This is a genomic window from Flagellimonas rhodophyticola (genome assembly GCF_049332665.1).
Lineage (GTDB): Bacteria > Bacteroidota > Bacteroidia > Flavobacteriales > Flavobacteriaceae > Flagellimonas.
In genome coordinates, this window is sequence record NZ_CP186326.1 from 107652 (window position 1) to 126179 (window position 18528).

Consider the following 18528-nt stretch of genomic DNA (forward strand, 5'->3'; position numbering starts at 1 on the left):
CAATTTCTTTTTATTGCCCCAATTCCCTTACTTCAAAGTTTAGCAATTCGTTATTTTCAAAAATAGGGGTTACCTCTATTGGATTGCAGCACACTTCGCAATCCTCAACATAAGTTTGTGTATTGACCGAACTATCTAAAAGAAAAGAAATTTCCTCCCAACAATACGGGCATTGAAAAAAGTGCTCAAACATGAGATCAAAACTCCACGTTCAACAACTGTCCACTTACTTGTAACATTTGCAATTCGGTAAGTTTAGCGCTATACTTTGCTTGGTTTTTTGCTAATTCGGCATTGAGTAAATTCAATTGCGCCTGTCTAAATTCTATAGAAGTTGCTTGACCCAACTTATACCTTTCATCCGTTCGATTAAAGTTGTCCTGATTGGTTTGTAGGTTCTTTTCCTGTACTTCCAAAACGTATAAAGCATTGGTATAGCTGTCCCAGGCATTTCGAATATCCCGTTCAACTTCCAATTCTATTTGCTTCTTTAACAACTCTTGGTTTTGGTATCCAATTTTTACGTTTCTGATTCCTGTAATTCCTCGCCCACCGTCAAAAAGACTCCATGACAAGTTCACCGAACCGGTCAATCCCGTAGATGTATTCTGAATCAAAAATGCTAATGGACTGTTATTACTGGATTCATTCCAGCCATAAGTTCCTGTTAATCCAATCGTTGGAAGAAAAACACTCTTTGCCGCCTTTACATTGTAGTTTAAAATGTTCATGTCCTTTTCTACCAATTGCAGTCTAATATTGTTGGTCTTTGCCTCATTGTGCATGTTTTCCATTTCCAATCCCGGAACAAAATTTACCGTCGTATCTGCGACAAATCGTGCAGAAAGATCCTGGTTCAACACAAGGTTCAAATCCCTCATCGTATTCCGTAACTGTTGTCTTGAGTTAAGCAGATTAATACTATCTGTATTGATATCCACCTCTGCATTCAATACATCCAGACCCGTGTTTTGTCCATATTCGAATTGATAATTCGCTCTTTTTAATCGATCCTTGGAAATATTCAATGCCTGCTCCAAGTTTTTGGTGTTTTCCGTAAGTCGAGCAGCTTCATAATACACCGTGAACAATTGCAAAATTGTGTTTTCTATAGTCTGCCTTACCTCCAACTCCGATTGTTGTGAACGTTCTTGAAAGCTTTTGTAACTGTAATAGCGATTCAATCCATCAAAAAGCGTGTAGTTGACATTTACTGAGGCATTATAACGCCTTGTTTCGGCCCCATCGGCAGTTCGGGTATCTCCGCTAGCCAATTGTCCTTCAGTATTTTGCTTATCAATACTTCCACCAGCATTTGCGGTAACGGTAGGTAGATATCCTGAATTTAAGATACTGGCGTTGTTCTCATCTATTTTTTGCGTGTTTTTGGCTACCTGAATACCCAAATTGTATTCCAATGCCAAAGCTATTGCCTCCTCCTTGGATAACATTTTATCCTGGGAAAAGGTTGTCATCGGATATAGCAACAAACAAAGGGATAGGGAATAAAATATACTTCTCATTCTGTTGTTTCTTCTAACACTTTTGAAGATTCGTCTTTAATTTCATCATGGCCAGCACTTCCATTGAGTTGGAGTGCGCCTTCTTCCTGCATATGTAATTCTTCGTTTTGTTCTTTGATGGCCCGCTCAACTTCTTCGCGAGTGGTTTTTTCTCCTGTCCATGCCTTTTTTGCCAATACTTTTATGTTGTTGCCGAAGGAAAGAAACAAAGGCAACATCAACAGTGTAAGAACAGTGGCAAAACCGATTCCGTAGGCTATGGAAATTGCCATGGGTTTCAAAAATTGAGCCTGTCTGCTCTTTTCTAAAAGCAAAGGGGCCAAACCAGCTATTGTCGTAATTGAAGTTAAAAATATGGCCCTAAAGCGTGAGCGTCCTGCTTCGTATAGGGCTTCATTGAAGTCAAGTCCATTTCTCAAGTTGATATTGAACTTACCTATAAGCACCAAACCGTCATTCACCATAATCCCGATCAAAGCTATAATCCCCAACATGGATAAGATGTTAATGGGAAAACCATGAAACCAATGCCCCCAAGCCACAGCTGTAAGACTAAAAGGCACTAATAATATCAGCAGCAAAGGTTGACTAAAGCTGCGGAAGGTAAATGCAATTGTAATATAGATTAAGAACAGCACCGAAAGCCCTACAAAAGTCAATGAATCTAAAAGTTTATTCGCTTCCCTGTTTTGGCCTTCAAATGATGGGGTTATTGATGGGTATTTAGACTGAATATCGGGCATAACCTCATTTCTGATCCAAGCCATTGCGTCAGTTCCACTTGTGGTGCTTGGATCTTTTAAATCTGATGAAACCTGAATCTCACGTTGACTGTCCAAGTGATTGATGGCAACATCACCACGTTCAATAGTATAGTTAGCGATTTCCTTTAATGGAATACGTTCGCCATTTGGAGCAAGAATCCGCATTTCATCCAAATCGGCAATTGAAGACCTATTTTCACGGTCATATCGCACCCACACCCTAATCTCATCCTGCCCTCTCTGAAAGCGTTGCGCTTGTGTACCAAAAAAACCAGCTCTTACCTGATTCATCACAGATCTAAGGTCAAGGCCTAATAAATAGGCATTCTCCTTGAGCTCCAATCGAATCTCCTTTATTCCGGCTGGGTCGTTGTCCGCAACATCCTTTAACAATGCATTATTTAGCAAAGCAGTCTTGAGTTCGGCTTTAGCCGCTTTCAATTCGGTAATATTGTTCCCCAAGAGGGAGACAGAGACTGGATCACCTCCAAAATTTCCTCCAGATCCATAAATCAAGCTTTCAACCCCAATTACCGGGCCAACTAGTTCACGCAATCTTCCGGTTACTAGGTCTGCCCTGATTGCGTCAGGACGTTCTTCTCCAGGTAATAAATTGATTACCAATGTAGCCGCCGAGGAACCAGGGCCTACATTTTTAAGCATGTTTTCAAACAATACTTTGTCCGTTCCCTGTAGATATTCGTCGGTAAGCTCTTGATTTACAATTTTGGCTTTTTCCTGAATCAAACTTATGATGGAGTCGGTAACCCTTTCATTGGTGCCATTTGGCATTTGCAGTTCCACCGCAATGCGATCACTGGCAATTCTAGGGAAAAAGGAAGTTCTTATAATTCCTCCACCAATCGATCCAAAAGTCAAGACTAAGGCCATAAAAAATATGGCAAATGTCAATAGCTTATAATCTAAGGCAAATCGCAGGACCGGACTGTAAATGGTATCTCGCATCCAAGCCATGGCTTGGTCTCCCATTTTATTGATGACCCTAAGTTTTGCAAATGCTTGTCCAATACTCGATTTCGGCCCTTCTTTTTGAGGTTTTAGCGCTTTGGAATGCGCTAGATGCGCAGGAAGAATAATTAAAGCTTCTACCAATGATACCAAAAGTGTCAGCATTACAATTACAGATACTTCTCCGAAAAAATCTCCGATTCGACCATCCAAAAACAAAAAGATAGAAAAGGCCAGTATAGTTGTAATAATTGCCGAAAGAATGGGCGGAATCACCTCCATAGTTCCATCTATAGCAGCTCTTACCGGGGTTTTTCCTTTTTCGTAATGTTGATAGATGTTTTCCGCGATAACAATACCATCATCGACCAAAATTCCTATTACAATAATCATCCCAAACAGGGACAATACATTGATTGTTACGCCCATCATAGGGGCAAAAATGAACATCCCCAAAAAGGCAACAGGTAACCCAAAAGCCACCCAAAATGCCAGTCGTGTATTTAGAAATAATGAAAGGAAAACAAGTACCAAAATCATTCCGATTATGGCATTTTCAGTAAGTAGATCGGTACGTTGGGTAAGTGTTTTCGAAAGATCACGGACCACATCCAAATGGACATTGGTGTATTTTTGATTGAATTCCGTTATGTATTCTTTTACCTTTTCCGCGGAGCCAATAAGATCTTCTGTATTTGTGCTGGTTACAGTAACATTGACCGACAAACCACCATTGTAATAAGAGGCGTTCGGTGTTTCGGAAAATCGATCGCGAATCGTTGCGACATCTTTGAGACGAATTGTTTTTCCACTGGCATCAGCTCTAACAATAACATTAGACAATTCATCGCCATAGTAGGAACGATTATTGGCGCGAATTAGGTATTCTTCGGAATCCGTTTTAATATTTCCTCCGGTTACCAGAATATTGACATTAGAAACAGCTTGAGCAACCTCATTAAATGAAATATTGTAGGCTAAAAGACGGTTCTCATCCACTGCAATTTCTATTTCCTCATCTGGGTAGCCGGAAATATCGATCTGTGATATACCGTCAATGGCCCTAAGGTCATTTTCAATTTGACGACCAATCTGTTTCAAGGTGGCCAAAGGAATATTTTCGCCACTTACAGCAAAACTAATGGTCGGTCTAACTGGTTCTAATTTTGACACTACCAAAGGTTCCATGCCTGTAGGGAAAGTAGGTACCCTGTCCACCGCATTTTTGACCTCCAGCAACATAAAATCAATATCTCTTCCCTTCTCAATTTCAACATTGATTGAGCCGCTGTTTTCCCTTGAAGTGGAAGTAACACGCTCTACACCTTGTAAACCTTTAAGATTATCTTCAATTTTAAGAATGATACCTTCTTCGACTTCCTGGGGAGATGCACCTGGATATGTAATATTGATCAACACATTTCTAGACTCTACCAATGGGAAGAAGGAGGATTTTAAAGAAAACGCCCCAACCAGTCCAAAAATGAAAAATGCTATAATGATTACGTTTACCGCAACATGGTATTTTATAAAATAGGAAATGAGCTTTCTCACGACTTGGCTTTTTTGGATTTCGTGCCATCAAAAACCTTGACCAGCATTCCTTCATAGGCCCCTGTCATTACTCTGGTGACGATAACTTCGTTGTCCTGTACATCTTTCAAAACCACTTTTTTGTCAGTGAAGTAAATGGGTTTGACGTCTATGAGGTCAAGAACGGAGTCTCTCACCACAAAAATTTGATTGTTCTCGAGTAAAAGCGAACGATCAACCTCTATTGCGTTAGTTTCTTCCCTGGCCTCTAGGTTAGCTTCTAAGTATTGTCCTTCTTTTAAGTCACCATTGCTAACTTCAATAAAAACGGTTATAGTTTGTGAATTTTGGTCCACTCTTCCATTTACGCGGGTTACTTCGCCTGTATATTTTTGGCTTTTGTCCAGATTGGTGAGTTCCACCTGTTTTCCAACTTTTAGAAAATCGCCAAATGTTTTACTTACAGAAACTTCCAATTCATAAACTCCAATATTTATGTATTCACCCAATTTCTGCCCAACTCGTATCAAAGTTCCTTCGGTTACAAGTGCATCCGTCAGAACTCCCTTGAATGGTGCTGTTATGGTATATTTTGAAAGTCTTTGTTCTAAATTTTTTACATTATAATAACTACCTATAATTCCCCTTCCCGATATGAAGAATTTTTCCTTTTCAGTATCCATCGCTGGTAGTTGCGGGGTTGTTTTATTCAGGTCAAAACTATTGAGGTAAGCCTGCCATTTGGGATATACTTCTTGATAATCCAACCGTAAGTCTGGCATTATCGAGGTCAATAAATTGTACAGATTACTTTTGGCTGATTGAACGCTTGCATAATATTCATTGGCGTCGATTCGAATCAACGTCTGTCCAGTGCCATATTCCTGACCCGTTCGAAATAACTTACTTCCCGACCTAAAAACACCTTGAACTTCAGAAAATAGTTCAACCCTTCTTTTTGCTTTAAGGTTACCATTCGCTGGAATTACGATAGGAACGATCCCGTTTTTAACTGTATCGACAAAGACCGTTTTTACCACTTTTTGAGCCGGTGGTCTTCTGCTTTTCTTACTTCCTGCAATGAGTCCTGCAAAATATATAGATCCGAAAATTAGGAGTCCGCCCACAACGACGGAAATAATCAATTTGCGCATGTGTTGGTGAAAATTAGCTTTGCAAAGCTATTAGCTGTTGTAGGTCTATTAGGTTAAATATTTCATAAATTGTCTAGTTCACCCTTGATTAATGCGCATAAAAAAGGGGATACACGCCTGCATCCCCAAACCAAACAAACTAAAGTATAACTAACTACTCATTATCGTCATCTTCAAACTTGGTATCCGCCATGCGGGTACGTTGAAGCTGTATATCGTTAAACCTTGGGTTCAAGGTTTTTTCATCGGTATCGAAAACCAAAAATTGGTTTGTATCCATTTGTCTGAGTCCCGTATAGGAATCAAACCGATTATTTTGAATTTGAAGTATTTTAAGGCTTGCCAATTGACTAAACTCAGCCGGAATCTCCCCTCCTAACTGATTATTGGCCAATATTAGCTCCTTTAACTGCCCTAATTGTCCCATTTCTTGAGGTATCGTTCCTTCTAAATTATTTTCAAAGAGTCCCAATGCTTCTAATTTGGTCAGATTCCCAATTGAGTTAGGGATAATTCCTTTAAGATTATTACTAGATAGGTTGAGCTCTCTTAGGTTTTTAAGTTCTCCAAAAGTTGGGGGAATGGATCCATTTAAAAAGTTGTTGAACATGGAAAATACCTCAAGTTCTTGAAGTTGTCCAACTCCTAGCGGCAAGGAACCCTTGATTCGGTTCATTTCCAACCTCAGCACCTTCAAACTCTTTAACTTGACAATGTCCTTTGGTAAAACACCCGTTATACTGTTAAACGCCAAATTCAAATGTGTCAGATATCGAAGTCTTCCAATACTTTCTGGAAGTGTGCCTCCTAAATTGTTTCTAAAGAGATTGATTCCTACGACATGTCCATCTTCCAATGTTACACCTTTCCAGGTGCTTACTGACGCATCTAAATCCCATGGTATACTCCACTCGGACCCATTTGTACTATTAAATAGGTCGATAAGCACAGTTTTTTCCTTTTGAGAAACTTCAAAATTTGCCAGCATGAAGACCGGAAATAGAAGCAATAGGATATAGATTTTAGTCGTTCCCATAGAGGTTGATATATTCAATTCATAAGAATTTACTTACAAATTACGATAAGAAGGAAAAAGATTACAAATTAATATCGTGTAACTCGGGAATTATGTTGTAAACCTTTCAAATTGTGTGGTAAGGGATGGTTTTTTGGAGCTAAGACAGTAATTCAAGCTCTTGGGATAGCTTTTCCCAATCCTCCATTAAAATCTCCAATTGGTCTTTTTTACCCTGATAATCATCAAAAAAGCCAGGTTTGGCAATGGTTTTATCGTAATCCATGAGCATTTGATGGTCTATATCGGCTATCTCCTTTTCGAGCAGTGAAATTTTCTTTTCAACACCGCTTAATTTGTTTTTAAGAGATTTGAGCCTTTTTTGAGCCTGATAATCATTCTGTTTTGGTGAAGTATCTACCTTGATCTGATTTTTTTTATCTCCTTTCTCAATTTTTCTGAAATCTTCTGCCTTTCGCTGTTCCAAATAAAAGTCGATATCTCCCAAGTATTCTTTGATGTTTCCATCCTTGAATTCATATACCCTGTCCGTAAGCCCTTGCAGAAAATCACGATCGTGAGAAACCAATACAAGGGTGCCTTCAAACTTTTGTAAGGCCTGTTTCAGAACATTTTTAGATTTTATGTCCAGGTGGTTTGTAGGTTCATCCATCACCAAAACATTAAAGGGCTGTAAAAGCATTTTTGCCAATGCCAAACGATTACGTTCACCTCCAGAAAGAACTTTTACGTATTTATCCACCTCATCTCCACGAAACAAAAAGGAACCAAGGATATCTCTTACCTTGCTTCTATTTTTTTCATTGGCAGCATCGATCATGGTGTCAAGAACCGTTTTGTTGCCCTCTAGATATTCAGCCTGATTTTGGGCGAAGTATCCAATTTGTACATTGTGACCGGTCTTAAGCTTTCCTGTATGGTCCAATTCACCTACCATGATCTTGGCAAGTGTTGTTTTTCCTTGTCCATTTTGACCAACGAAGGCTGTTTTACTTCCTCGCTCTACTAAAAGATCAATACCTGTAAGCACATGATTATCACCATAGCTTTTGGAAAGATTTTCAAGCTCTGCAATCACTTTCCCGGGATTAATGGAGATAGGGAATCGGACATTCATCACACTATTGTCTTCTTCATCCACTTCAATACGCTCAATTTTGTCCAATTTTTTGATGAGCGATTGTGCCATGGAAGCCTTGGTAGCCTTTGCCCTGAATTTCTCGATTAGTTTTTCCGTCTGCTGTATTTGCTTTTCCTGGTTTTTTTGGGCATTCAACTGCTGTTCTTTGATTTCTTTTCTGAGGACAAGGAACTTGGAATAGGGTTTATTGTAGTCGTAAATGCGTCCCAAGGAAATTTCAATCGTCCGGTTGGTCACATTGTCAAGAAACATTTTATCGTGTGATACAATAACTACCGCCCCGGAATAATTTTTTAAGAATTGTTCCAACCAGATAATCGATTCAATATCCAAATGGTTTGTTGGCTCATCCAGAAGTAATACATCGTTGTTTTGCAAAAGGAGTTTTGCCAATTCAATACGCATACGCCATCCGCCAGAAAAAGTATCGGTTAGCTTATCGAAATCGTTTCGTTTAAAGCCCAGTCCTAATAGAACTTTCTCGGTATCGCCTTGATAATTGTACCCTCCCAATATTTCATAGCGATGCGTAACATCGGTCAGATCTATCATCAACTGATTGTACCCTTCACTTTCGTAGTCCGTTCTTTCTGCAAGTTGCTGGTTGATTTCCTCCAACTTCAGCTCTAGGGATTTGATTTCATGGAATGCCTGATAGGACTCTTCAAGAACGGTTCTCCCCTGTTCAAAATCAATATCCTGCTTTAAAAACCCAATTTTGATATCTTTTTCGGTAGCAATAGTCCCGGAATCTGGGGCCATCTCTTTGGAAAGTAATTTTAATAAGGTTGATTTGCCTGCACCGTTTTTTCCAATCAAGCCCACCCGGTCACCTCCATTCAACCGAAAGGCAATTTCCTCAAAAAGATATTCGCCTCCAAATGCGACTGAAAGGTTATGGATATTAAGCATACTTGGTATAAAAATTCATTATCTTAAAATCGACTTTTGGTATTGTTGGTCGACTGCAAAAACAACCACATATCTTACCTTTGTCAAAAGCCTTGCAAATGTTAAAAAAAGGAAACAAACTCTACAGTATTTTAACAGGAAGTTGTCCTAAATGCCATCAAGAGAGCATGTATGTCAATAAGAATCCGTATGCCTTATCGCAATTATTTAAAATGCATGAGCGATGTGCCAACTGTGATACGAAATACAAGATTGAGCCCTCATTCTTCTACGGCTCTATGTATGTAAGCTATGGGGTGGGAATTGCTTTTGCGACGGCCGCTTTTGTAATTGCTTTTTTAGTTATGAAGGCTTCCTTGGTGAACACTTTTATTGCCATTGTGTTGACCCTTGTTGTTTTTTTGCCCATCATCGTCCGCTTATCTCGAAACATCTGGATTAATTTCTTCTTCAAATATGAACCAGAGGTCAATGGTCAATTGGAGTAGTATTTTTTGGTGAATCTATGAATGTTGATTTCTGGATCTAATTCAGTTCTATTTTCAATATTGTTGAATAACTGTTTTGCGGCGTACGGACCTATCAGTACTCCTCTAGACCCAAAACCATTAAGCACATACATATTTCTATGGTCAGGGTGGCGACCAACTAAGGGCCTCCTATCCACAACGGTGGGTCTGATTCCCGCTACATGATCTACAACTTCAAAATCACAGGTAAGAAAGGTCTTTAGTTTTTCCAGCAATTCCCTTTTGCTATCCGCCGTGGGTTCATTGGTTTTATCCTTCCATTTGTAGGTTGCTCCGATGCGGTAGAGATTTTTCCCTAGTGGGATGCTGAAAACACCAGACTTAATTACATTAGTCTCATTATATTCTGGAGCTTTTATGGTCAAAAGCTCTCCTTTTGTTCCATTCAAGGGCAGATAACTAAAAAATGGGTTGTTTTTAAGCCCATAGCCTTCACAAAAAACAATTTGCTTGGCTTTTATTGATTTATAATTCAAATGGTCCTTAAATATCTCTAAACAAGAAAAATCGAAGGTTTCCTTTTGAAAAAGTCCATTTTGCTCCAAATATTCAGCATAGTTCCTCAGTAGCGCTTTGGTATCTATGCGACCAGTATATTTCACTTCGCCAAATCCAAAAGGGGCATCGATATTCGGATTGTGATTTTTAAGAATATTTGTAGATAAAAAATAATCTAATCCGGGTCGGTCGGTAGCTTCAAACCAGGTATTTTGCTCTTCGATAGCAGCGAACTTCCGCAGCACTGCAATTTTATAGTCAAGTTTTACCTTAAGCTTCTTTTCCAAATGTTGATAAAACGGTATCGCCATCTCCATTTGTTCCTTGGCTTTCCAAGCCATGGTAAACCTTTTTAAGATTACAGGATTGTAAAGTCCACCTGCAACCAATGAAGACTGTTGGGAATCATCGGAAATAACTTTGAAGGATTTTCCATCCTTTTCAAGGGTTTCGCAAAACGAAATACCAGCAAGACCAAGGCCAACCACCAGATAATCTATCATACCACAAAAGTAGGGATATCTGTCGGGTGTTGGAGGACCGGTGAAGGATGATACAAAGTATTAAGACGAAAGGGTTGAACCTATCTAAGCTCCAAACTGAAAATCTGCAAGAATTGGTGGAAATAGGCAATAACAACACCATTGTCTTTAGTCAATGTTGTAGTCAGCTGTTATTTGGCTTCTAAAGCCTCTCTTTTTATGACTTTACCTCCAATAACAATTTTTTCTATGGCATCATATGCATCGATATCCATTAAAGGGTTTTTATTCATCAGAATTATATTAGCCTTTTTTCCGATAGCCAATGAACCAAGCGAAGAATCTAAATGAAAAGCTTTGGCATTATTAAATGTAGCGGACGCAAGTATTTTATTCAAGGGGACTCCCGCTTCTTTCATCAATTTAAGCTCCCAATTTCCATTATGACCAGGTTGATTGCTATAAATCGGGCCAGATGGAGTATCTGAGCCAAATAGAATTAGACCATTATTATCAGAAAGGTACTTTAAAGCTAGCATTGCATGACCTTGCACATTGTCATACATTGTATGAACCTCTTCTACAGCAAGCTCATTAAAAATTTTTTTGCCAAACCATTGTGCTTCTTCCGTTTTATACCATTCAAGTAAATTTTCAGGAACCACCTTTTTTAAGCCAGGTTGATCAAGAAATTCGGTATCAACCAGTGCTTCCTCTCCTTCAATAACAGTCAATGTAGGGGTATAGCCTATTTGCTTTTCAATTTGTAAATCCAACATGTTTTTTATCTCTATTGGAAGAGAATCAGAGGGCACATCTTTATATTCTTCCCAGTTCCAAAGCCCGTGAGATATGATATCAACTCCTATATCTGTTAAAAATGAATGTCCTTCAAATGAATTGGCATGAACTGTTAGGACAAGCCCATTGGAATGTGCTTCTGTAAGCAATTCCTCCATAATATCTTTGGTTGGTAAGGGTAATCCCTTCATGTGACCAAACCCTGATTCATAATACGATTTTACAGCAATAGCCCCAGAATTTTTGATGCGCTTGACAACTGCTTTGGGGGTATGATTGGCAGAGTCATACTTATCTGGTATAGTTGCTGCCTGACTTTCCATATATATGAAATTTGGCTGGGCTTCAAATCTATATTCTACAGGTATATTATTCATTGGGTAGCCATTTGCAACCGCAGCTCCCGAATACCCTATATGATATAGATTGGGCTTTGTTTTTTCCATGTTAAAAGAAGTGATATCTTCTTCATGCATGCCTCCAAGATCAATTAAAGTGGTAAAACCGTAGTATAAATAGCTTCGCGGCATTTGGCTTTTAAACTCAGTGGCTAGTTCAGGGTATTTTTCTATATGATGCGGAAGCATTCCCTGCACTCCCGGAAGATGCACATGACTATCGATTAACCCTGGAATTATGAATTTTCCAGTTCCATCGATCTGTTCAAATGTTCCTATTATGCTTGGCTCATCTTTGCCCACATAAATGATTTTATCTTTTTCAATCACCAAATGACCTATATAAGAGCTGTAAGTACCATCTTCTGTTGAGATTATGGTAACATTCGATATGTATACGCCCTCTGTAAGATTCGTTTGTTCTTTATTGTCCTGACAAGAGAGTAAAATTGTAACCAGGAGAATAGTTAGTAATTTTTTCATTAATAATCTTCTTTAGTTTTTAACTGAATACGACTATATCCTCAGCTTGTTACAGAATTTATACGTCTTGACAGTTCTTTGGGCGATTGAGCATAGTTTAAACGTACGGGAATCATAGGTATATTGTGAATACTATTTTTTGCATTGGCCTTGTTCTTCTTCTTTAAAGACGTAAATAGGATACTAGTGGTTGCCTGTGTTTTGAGTTTTGTTGGTTCACCGACATTCTGAGCTATAATTGCAATTCTTTAGAACTATGCTTCGACAAGCTCAGCATGACATTTCAGACAAAATGATAAAATAAAGAACGCCGCTCAATTGAGCGGCGTCTGTATGATTTGAATTGGAAATCTTAATCTATGGCTTAGTAAGCCCACATATCTTGTTCCCTATCTCGGATAACCTCTTTGATTCGTTTGGCTTCCAATAGTTGGAACAAGGCATTATCAAAAACGTAGTCGTCAATTTCACGGTCTCCGTGAACATTGTCTTCCTTGTAGATCACTCCATTGAAACGACGTGCGTTTAATAGCATATCGAAGGAGATTGGGCGGGCCGAGTTGCGTTGGTTATACACCTTTGCCTCGTGCAGAATTTGTCTTGCAGCTGGATACCAGACCCAAAACAATTCTACTTTATTCTCTCCCGGATCTACAGATTCATCATCGATAAAGTTTACATCAGGAGCTACTGGTGCTATACCCAACAGCCTATATTTTAATTCTCCCTGACGCTTATCAAAATACCAGATTCCTTTGGTACGATATTCTTCAATATCAGCTGCATTCAAATCTCTTTGGTTTATAAATTCCGCAGAAATCTGCTCTCCAGCATTCAATTGCTCATATCCAAGATCTGTGGTATCGACCTTACTTAATGTGGCGGTTAAATCATCAAACTTTCGCTTTTCAGTGAAGTATGAATCCGTATATACCTCGGTCAAGTTTCCGTTTTTAATGTTTTTCATCAAAACATGGTAAAGTGACCTTCTATCCCCTCCAATACCAATAGTATCGGTTGGGTAGTATAATGGAAAATTAACACGCTCATCCAAGTCAATCACTTCCCAAATAGTTTTGGACCAAAGGATATCCCTGTCATCCACATAACCATATTTTAGGGGGGCGTCATTGTCTTGCTCTATTTGAGCTTCGGTCTTTTTCCCGATATCATCTGGCAACTTGGCGTTCAAAATGTTCGCCTGCGCCATCATTGATACTGGCAATAAGCTTAAAGCTCCAATTAAAAATGCATTTTTCCAATTCATGATTTACTAACTTCTATACTTTTATTAGTTTGTAAGCTCTACAACAACAGGAGAAATCTTCTTCAGCTTGTAGCTTCTGTTGTTTGTAATGTAGGCCTTGATATCGAATATCTGAACAGCTTCGCCTCTTTTAGCTCTTTTTAGAGCAGATTTGGCTCTTCCATCCAATTTATTACCGTTTACAGTGATGGTAGGTTGACCTGGCACTTTGAACTTAAATCCGCTAACGGCAAGGTTCAAATCAAAATCAAAGTCTTCCAACATTGCACCAACAGTAGAAATCTCAAGGTTTCTTCTTGGCATTTTAACGCTACCCGCTTCACCACGTACGGTACCTCCTGGTCTAGGAATATCCTTGATACGGAAGGTTGCAGGTGTGCTGATTCTTTGACCATCAGGCAATACACCAGAAGCACTGATTGTAACTTCTCTACCTTTACCTGGGTTCATAACATACTTGCTACCTGCTCTTCTGGATAAACCGGGTGCAGAAGCACTAACTTTGTTATCAGGAATACCAGGAATGGAAATAGTCATTGGGTTAGCAACTCCACGGTATACTACGTTCATCTTATCAGCAGCAATTACAGCAGCATTAGGCTTGGAAATTGTAGCAAAAGAATTTTTAACTTCTACAGGAATTTCTTCTCCGTCTTGCATAAAGAACATTGTACCAACAATCTCATGGTCACCAGGGTTACCGGCACCAATCAACATTTGAACACCACCAGCTTCTAACTTATAGTCTTTACCTTCAGTCAGTTTTCTACCGTCTAAAGTCAATTCAGCTTTTACTGGTGTAGATGTTTTATCTGTTTTACTGATGATAATTTTACCATCGTACTTGTCTCCATTATAAAAAGCAGACTTAGATGCAAGCAATGACGTAGCAAAGTTTGTCAATGAAACTTGATTAGTAAGTTCACCTTCCAACATCGATTTTAAAGCATCTTCTTCTGTTGCTTTAACATCCGCTTGAAGCGCTGTTAATTTAGCCAAAGAAGCTACTAAAGGATAACCTTCATAGTGATAGTTGATCCAATCTTGCTTGGTGCCATCTCTTTTTTCTACTTTACCATTTGCATCTCCTGTTTGAAAGCGTGTATTAACAGCTTCTTTTAGGGCTGCAGGTGCAATAGCAGCAACTTGAGTCTTATAATCATTGATTCTTTTCATGAATTCTTTACCTTTTGGAGATAAATTATCACCTTGAAAAAGAGTCTGATCTAAATAATCAGAGTTGTCCATTCTTGCGTAATCCTTAGGATCCTCAAGTTTTTCGGTCATACCTTTTTTAAGGGTTTCCAAGTAATCATAATACTCTTGAGATAAGCTTTTTATCTTCTGTGCATTTTGATATAATTCACCATACTTCTTTTCGTCTTCAGAAGCTTTGGTCTCAAGACTAGCCAAAAAGTTATCGTTACTTTCTGTAGTCTTGATGTTGGAAGTCTCAAGCTTTTCGTTCATAATACCGAACGCCGCAAGAACTTCTTTACTCATATTTAAGGCCAACATCGCGATGAAGATCAAGTACATAAGGTTGATCATCTTCTGACGTGGGGTTTCTTTTCCTGATGCCATGTTTTTCTCTAATTAGAATTAATAATTAATTTGATCTGGGGTCTCTAATTAGTTTTTGGCCATAGCAGACAACATACCACCGTATACTCCATTCAAGGAAGAAAGGTTAGTTGCCAATGATTCCATTTGCTCCTTAAGAGCACCTGCGTTCTGTACAACTTCTTCGTTGATAGAAGCTTGACGACTAGCGCTTTCCAATTGTACTTTATACAGGCTGTTCAAAGATTCCATTTGAGCAGCAGCATGTGACAGCTCTTCAGAATATTTCTTAGTGTGTTGGATAGCATCCGTAGTTGGGGCAATACCTTTAGCAGCACCTTCAAAATTCTTGATGCTATCTCCTAAACTTGTGAAAAGTTCAGAATCGATATTCGCTTCTTTTAAAAGATCGTCCAATTTTCTGGAAAGAAGACCCTCAGCTTCTTTGGCTTGCTTAGCGTCATTTTTGTTTCCTTTGGACTGACCATTATTCAATTCAGGATACACCAAAGACCAATCTAATTCGTCGTCTACTGGTTCAAATGCACTGATCGCAAAAATTAGTGCTTCAGTAATAAGTCCAATAGCAAGTAAGATTCCACCGTTCAGTGGTCCGAATTCCCAGTGAAGAATCTTAAATAATGCACCAATAATTACTACTGATGCTCCAAGCCCGTAGGCCATGTTAAACAGCTTTTTTGTTGATTTTGACTGTGCCATAATTCTAGTTTTAATTAAGTTATATAAATAAGTATTTGGTTACTACTTGGTTAATATTTATATAATGCTCTCTTTTCTTTTACAATGATAATAATTAGTTAGGAAGTCCTTGTCCTTTTGTAGAATCCTCTTCGCCCATATAATCTTGAACGGTTCGGAATCCAATATAGCTTCGGGCAGAATCTTGGTATTCATAATCTCTGGTGCTTACTTGCAAGAAGTAAGCGACATCTTTCCAAGATCCTCCTCGGATTACTTTTCTTTGGTTCTGACCAGAACCTATATTTGGGTTCATGGTCGACAGATATTCGTAAGCGCCCTGATCAAAGCTTGAGCTTGTCCATTCTGCTACGTTACCAGCCATATTATAAAGGTTGTATTCGTTAGGCTCATAGGACTTTGCCTCCACAGTATATAGGGCTGCATCTGCTGCATAATCCCCACGTTGTGGTTTAAAGTTGGCCATAAAACAACCGGTATCACTAATTACATAAGGTCCACCCCAAGGGTATGTTCCTCCATCGATACCACCTCTGGCAGCATATTCCCATTCGGCTTCTGTAGGTAGTCTAAACTGATTTACAAATTGCCTTCCACGACTTTTTTGATCGTCATTTTTAAACTTGGTTCTCCAGTTACAAAATGCCTTGGCCTGCATCCAGTTTACACCAACAACAGGGTATTCACTGTAGGCATCATGCCAAAAGTAATCGTTGTGCATAGGCTCATTATAGGAGTACTCAAAATCTTTGATCCAAACCGTAGTATCTGGGTAAATCTCAGCAACTTCTTGTCGGATAAAGTCTTTTCTACGTCCTGTTTTAGCTCTTGCAGCGGCTTCGATATCCATCCAATTGTACTTGTATTTCAATTGGGTAACATCCAAAGTCCTTAATCCATTATAACTTTCTTCTTCGGGAAGATATATTGAATCCATGATTTCAGCATAGTACTCATCTGGATATTCAGAGGTGTCCCATACCAAATCAACATCTGTATTTAATGCTCTTCCTTCATATCCCGTTTCACCAAGACCTGCATAGTTATCGAGCATGTATTTGTCATATACTGACATTTTCGTAGTATCTGCATCTTGAAATGCATATTCTCCGATACCTTCGTCTTCTGGTCCAAAACCTAACTCATCGGCCAAAATAGCCAATTTGGTTCTTGTGATAGAATCTTTTACCCACTCTACAAATTGACGGTACTCACTATTTGTGATTTCTGTATCATCCATATAAAATGAACGAACGGTAACCGTTCTTGTAGGGGCGTTCAAAACTTTCGCCTGATCCTCTTCAGCTTTACCCATGACATAGGAACCTCGTGGAATTAATTCCATTCCATAAGGCTTTTCTGGATACCATTTTTTCCCTTTGGCCCCAACCAGTTCACCTTTTGACTTTGAATTTGAACCGCAACTTGCGAGTAAAAAAACAAATGCTATTGATGAAAAGAATAGCTTTCTCATACTTTAGGTTAAATTTTCGATTTAAGATTACAAACTGTACAACACAAATTCATTACTCATCAAAACTGATTTTTGAACAATTTATTGTGTAAAAACAATTAATGCTTAAAATTTAATTTGTTTAGTTAAAGCCCTTTCTGTAGGCCTTGAACCACCTTTCTGGAATGTTCTGGTTGCAAGCATCCAAATAGTCCCCTTCGGTGCAAGGTAATAACGCCACCGAATTGGTTTTAGTATGTTCAGGCAAAATTGATGGTACTTCTACCCACCAACGTTCGGTAACATGGCTCTTGTAGAATATGAGCTCTTCAGTATCAGTAGGCACAGTGAACTTGGTAAAATCCTCACTTTTGGAACTCGGGAATTCTTTTACCCTAAAACTTATTCCCTCAATAAAATACCAAATAATCTGGGCAATCATTTGAAATGCTTGTGGTGAATTTTCCCCTTCATAAATTCCGAATAGGGAAACTTTATCACTAATACCTGCATATCTGGCTATGGTGCAGATTTCTCGTCCCGTAAATCCATTCGGAGAAAAATTGGGATGCATTCCCATCTCACCTGCTCTTACGGCCCTAAGGTCCAAACTAACAATGTGGGAGTTTCGCAGCACGGGTTCGGCAAGTTCCAAGTTTGCGGCTACCTCTCCCAATCTATAAGCGTCAAAGAAAAGACGCTCCATCAAATCCATTTCTTCCTGGGCATTAAAATAACTTTGATACCCAATATTGGAAAAGTTGAAAAGGTTATTAGGCTTATCCGTGATAATCTTACTCATGTAGGAGTGCGAAGAAATCAACTCGTCGTCCTCGCCAAAATCAAAACGACTATCGATGGATACGAGATTGACCATATCCCTGATCTTATCAAAAGCTCTATAGGCTGGAAAGGTAATATCTTGGGTTGCACCTATTATAATAGGTATAATATTTTCTTCGAGAAGTCCAGCAACAATTTCCTTCACCACAAAATAGGTGTCTTCCACTGTATCTCCTTCTTCTACATCTCCTATATCCAAGATGGTGGAATTCCAATTCCCTGCCATTAATCGATACAGTTGAATGCGGATTCCATCCAAATCCAGCTTCTCAGGTTTTTTTTCGTAGGCATTTCTGGATTCCAAAACCCCGAAAATGGCAACGGTGGCATTGGCGAAGACCGGCAAACCTTTTTTCTCGGTATGCTTATGAATGTTTTTACCAAGGGCCTGAGGAGGCAATAATTCTGAAAATGCCAGGACTTTTTTCTTGACAGGAACCAAAAAATCGAACGCCATC

General features: G+C 38.9%; 14 protein-coding genes. 1 reads left to right on the top strand and 13 read right to left on the bottom strand.

The features are described 5' to 3' along the window. Positions 1 to 10: 10 nt before the first annotated feature. The 6 genes from ACOKFG_RS00475 to ACOKFG_RS00500 form a co-directional block, all read right to left on the bottom strand. The gene (locus ACOKFG_RS00475) at positions 11 to 193 is read right to left on the bottom strand and encodes a CPXCG motif-containing cysteine-rich protein (RefSeq protein ID WP_298791842.1); all 183 of its coding nucleotides are present in this window, start codon (positions 191 to 193) and stop codon (positions 11 to 13) included. Between the two features lie 4 nt (positions 194 to 197). Beyond that, on the bottom strand, positions 198 to 1523 hold the full coding sequence (locus tag ACOKFG_RS00480) for a TolC family protein (protein WP_422861663.1): 1326 nt from the start codon (positions 1521 to 1523) through the stop codon (positions 198 to 200). Continuing rightward, on the bottom strand, positions 1520 to 4810 hold the full coding sequence (locus ACOKFG_RS00485) for an efflux RND transporter permease subunit (RefSeq protein WP_422861664.1): 3291 nt from the start codon (positions 4808 to 4810) through the stop codon (positions 1520 to 1522). Before ACOKFG_RS00485 ends, ACOKFG_RS00480 begins: the two co-directional genes overlap by 4 nt. Then, positions 4807 to 5943: an efflux RND transporter periplasmic adaptor subunit gene (locus tag ACOKFG_RS00490; protein WP_422861665.1), complete on the bottom strand. Its 1137-nt coding sequence runs from the start codon at positions 5941 to 5943 to the stop codon at positions 4807 to 4809. The genes ACOKFG_RS00485 and ACOKFG_RS00490 overlap by 4 nt, the downstream gene beginning before the upstream one ends. A gap of 154 nt (positions 5944 to 6097) precedes the next feature. Beyond that, on the bottom strand, positions 6098 to 6979 hold the full coding sequence (locus ACOKFG_RS00495; protein WP_422861666.1) for a leucine-rich repeat domain-containing protein: 882 nt from the start codon (positions 6977 to 6979) through the stop codon (positions 6098 to 6100). A 139-nt stretch (positions 6980 to 7118) separates the two neighbouring features. Next, on the bottom strand, positions 7119 to 9032 hold the full coding sequence (locus tag ACOKFG_RS00500) for an ABC-F family ATP-binding cassette domain-containing protein (RefSeq protein ID WP_422861667.1): 1914 nt from the start codon (positions 9030 to 9032) through the stop codon (positions 7119 to 7121). A 98-nt stretch (positions 9033 to 9130) separates the two neighbouring features. On the opposite strand from ACOKFG_RS00500, the gene ACOKFG_RS00505 reads away from it, so the two are divergent. Next, positions 9131 to 9520, top strand: a complete 390-nt coding sequence (locus ACOKFG_RS00505; RefSeq protein ID WP_298791853.1) for a DUF983 domain-containing protein — start codon at positions 9131 to 9133, stop codon at positions 9518 to 9520. Here ACOKFG_RS00505 and ACOKFG_RS00510 read toward each other — a convergent pair. From ACOKFG_RS00510 to ACOKFG_RS00540, 7 genes are all read right to left on the bottom strand, one after another. Continuing rightward, the gene (locus ACOKFG_RS00510) at positions 9508 to 10563 is read right to left on the bottom strand and encodes an NAD(P)/FAD-dependent oxidoreductase (RefSeq protein ID WP_422861668.1); all 1056 of its coding nucleotides are present in this window, start codon (positions 10561 to 10563) and stop codon (positions 9508 to 9510) included. The two genes, ACOKFG_RS00505 and ACOKFG_RS00510, sit on opposite strands and share 13 nt — an antisense overlap. Before the next feature lie 170 nt (positions 10564 to 10733). Continuing rightward, the gene (locus tag ACOKFG_RS00515) at positions 10734 to 12224 is read right to left on the bottom strand and encodes an amidohydrolase family protein (RefSeq protein WP_422861669.1); all 1491 of its coding nucleotides are present in this window, start codon (positions 12222 to 12224) and stop codon (positions 10734 to 10736) included. A 364-nt stretch (positions 12225 to 12588) separates the two neighbouring features. Next, complete coding sequence (gene gldN / locus ACOKFG_RS00520; protein WP_299170314.1) at positions 12589 to 13491, bottom strand: gliding motility protein GldN; 903 nt, start codon at positions 13489 to 13491, stop codon at positions 12589 to 12591. Positions 13492 to 13515: 24 nt separating this feature from the next. Further along, positions 13516 to 15075, bottom strand: a complete 1560-nt coding sequence (gene gldM, locus ACOKFG_RS00525; protein WP_298791861.1) for a gliding motility protein GldM — start codon at positions 15073 to 15075, stop codon at positions 13516 to 13518. 48 nt (positions 15076 to 15123) lie between these two features. Then, a complete protein-coding gene (gldL, locus tag ACOKFG_RS00530) occupies positions 15124 to 15774 on the bottom strand; it encodes a gliding motility protein GldL (RefSeq protein ID WP_298791863.1) in 651 nt (216 codons plus the stop codon). 94 nt (positions 15775 to 15868) lie between these two features. Further along, positions 15869 to 17248 carry a gliding motility lipoprotein GldK gene (gene gldK, locus ACOKFG_RS00535; RefSeq protein ID WP_298791865.1) on the bottom strand — a complete coding sequence of 460 codons (1380 nt, stop codon included), beginning with the start codon at positions 17246 to 17248 and terminating at the stop codon, positions 15869 to 15871. A 121-nt stretch (positions 17249 to 17369) separates the two neighbouring features. Next, a complete protein-coding gene (locus ACOKFG_RS00540; protein WP_298791867.1) occupies positions 17370 to 18527 on the bottom strand; it encodes a formimidoylglutamase in 1158 nt (385 codons plus the stop codon). Position 18528: the final 1 nt, after the last annotated feature.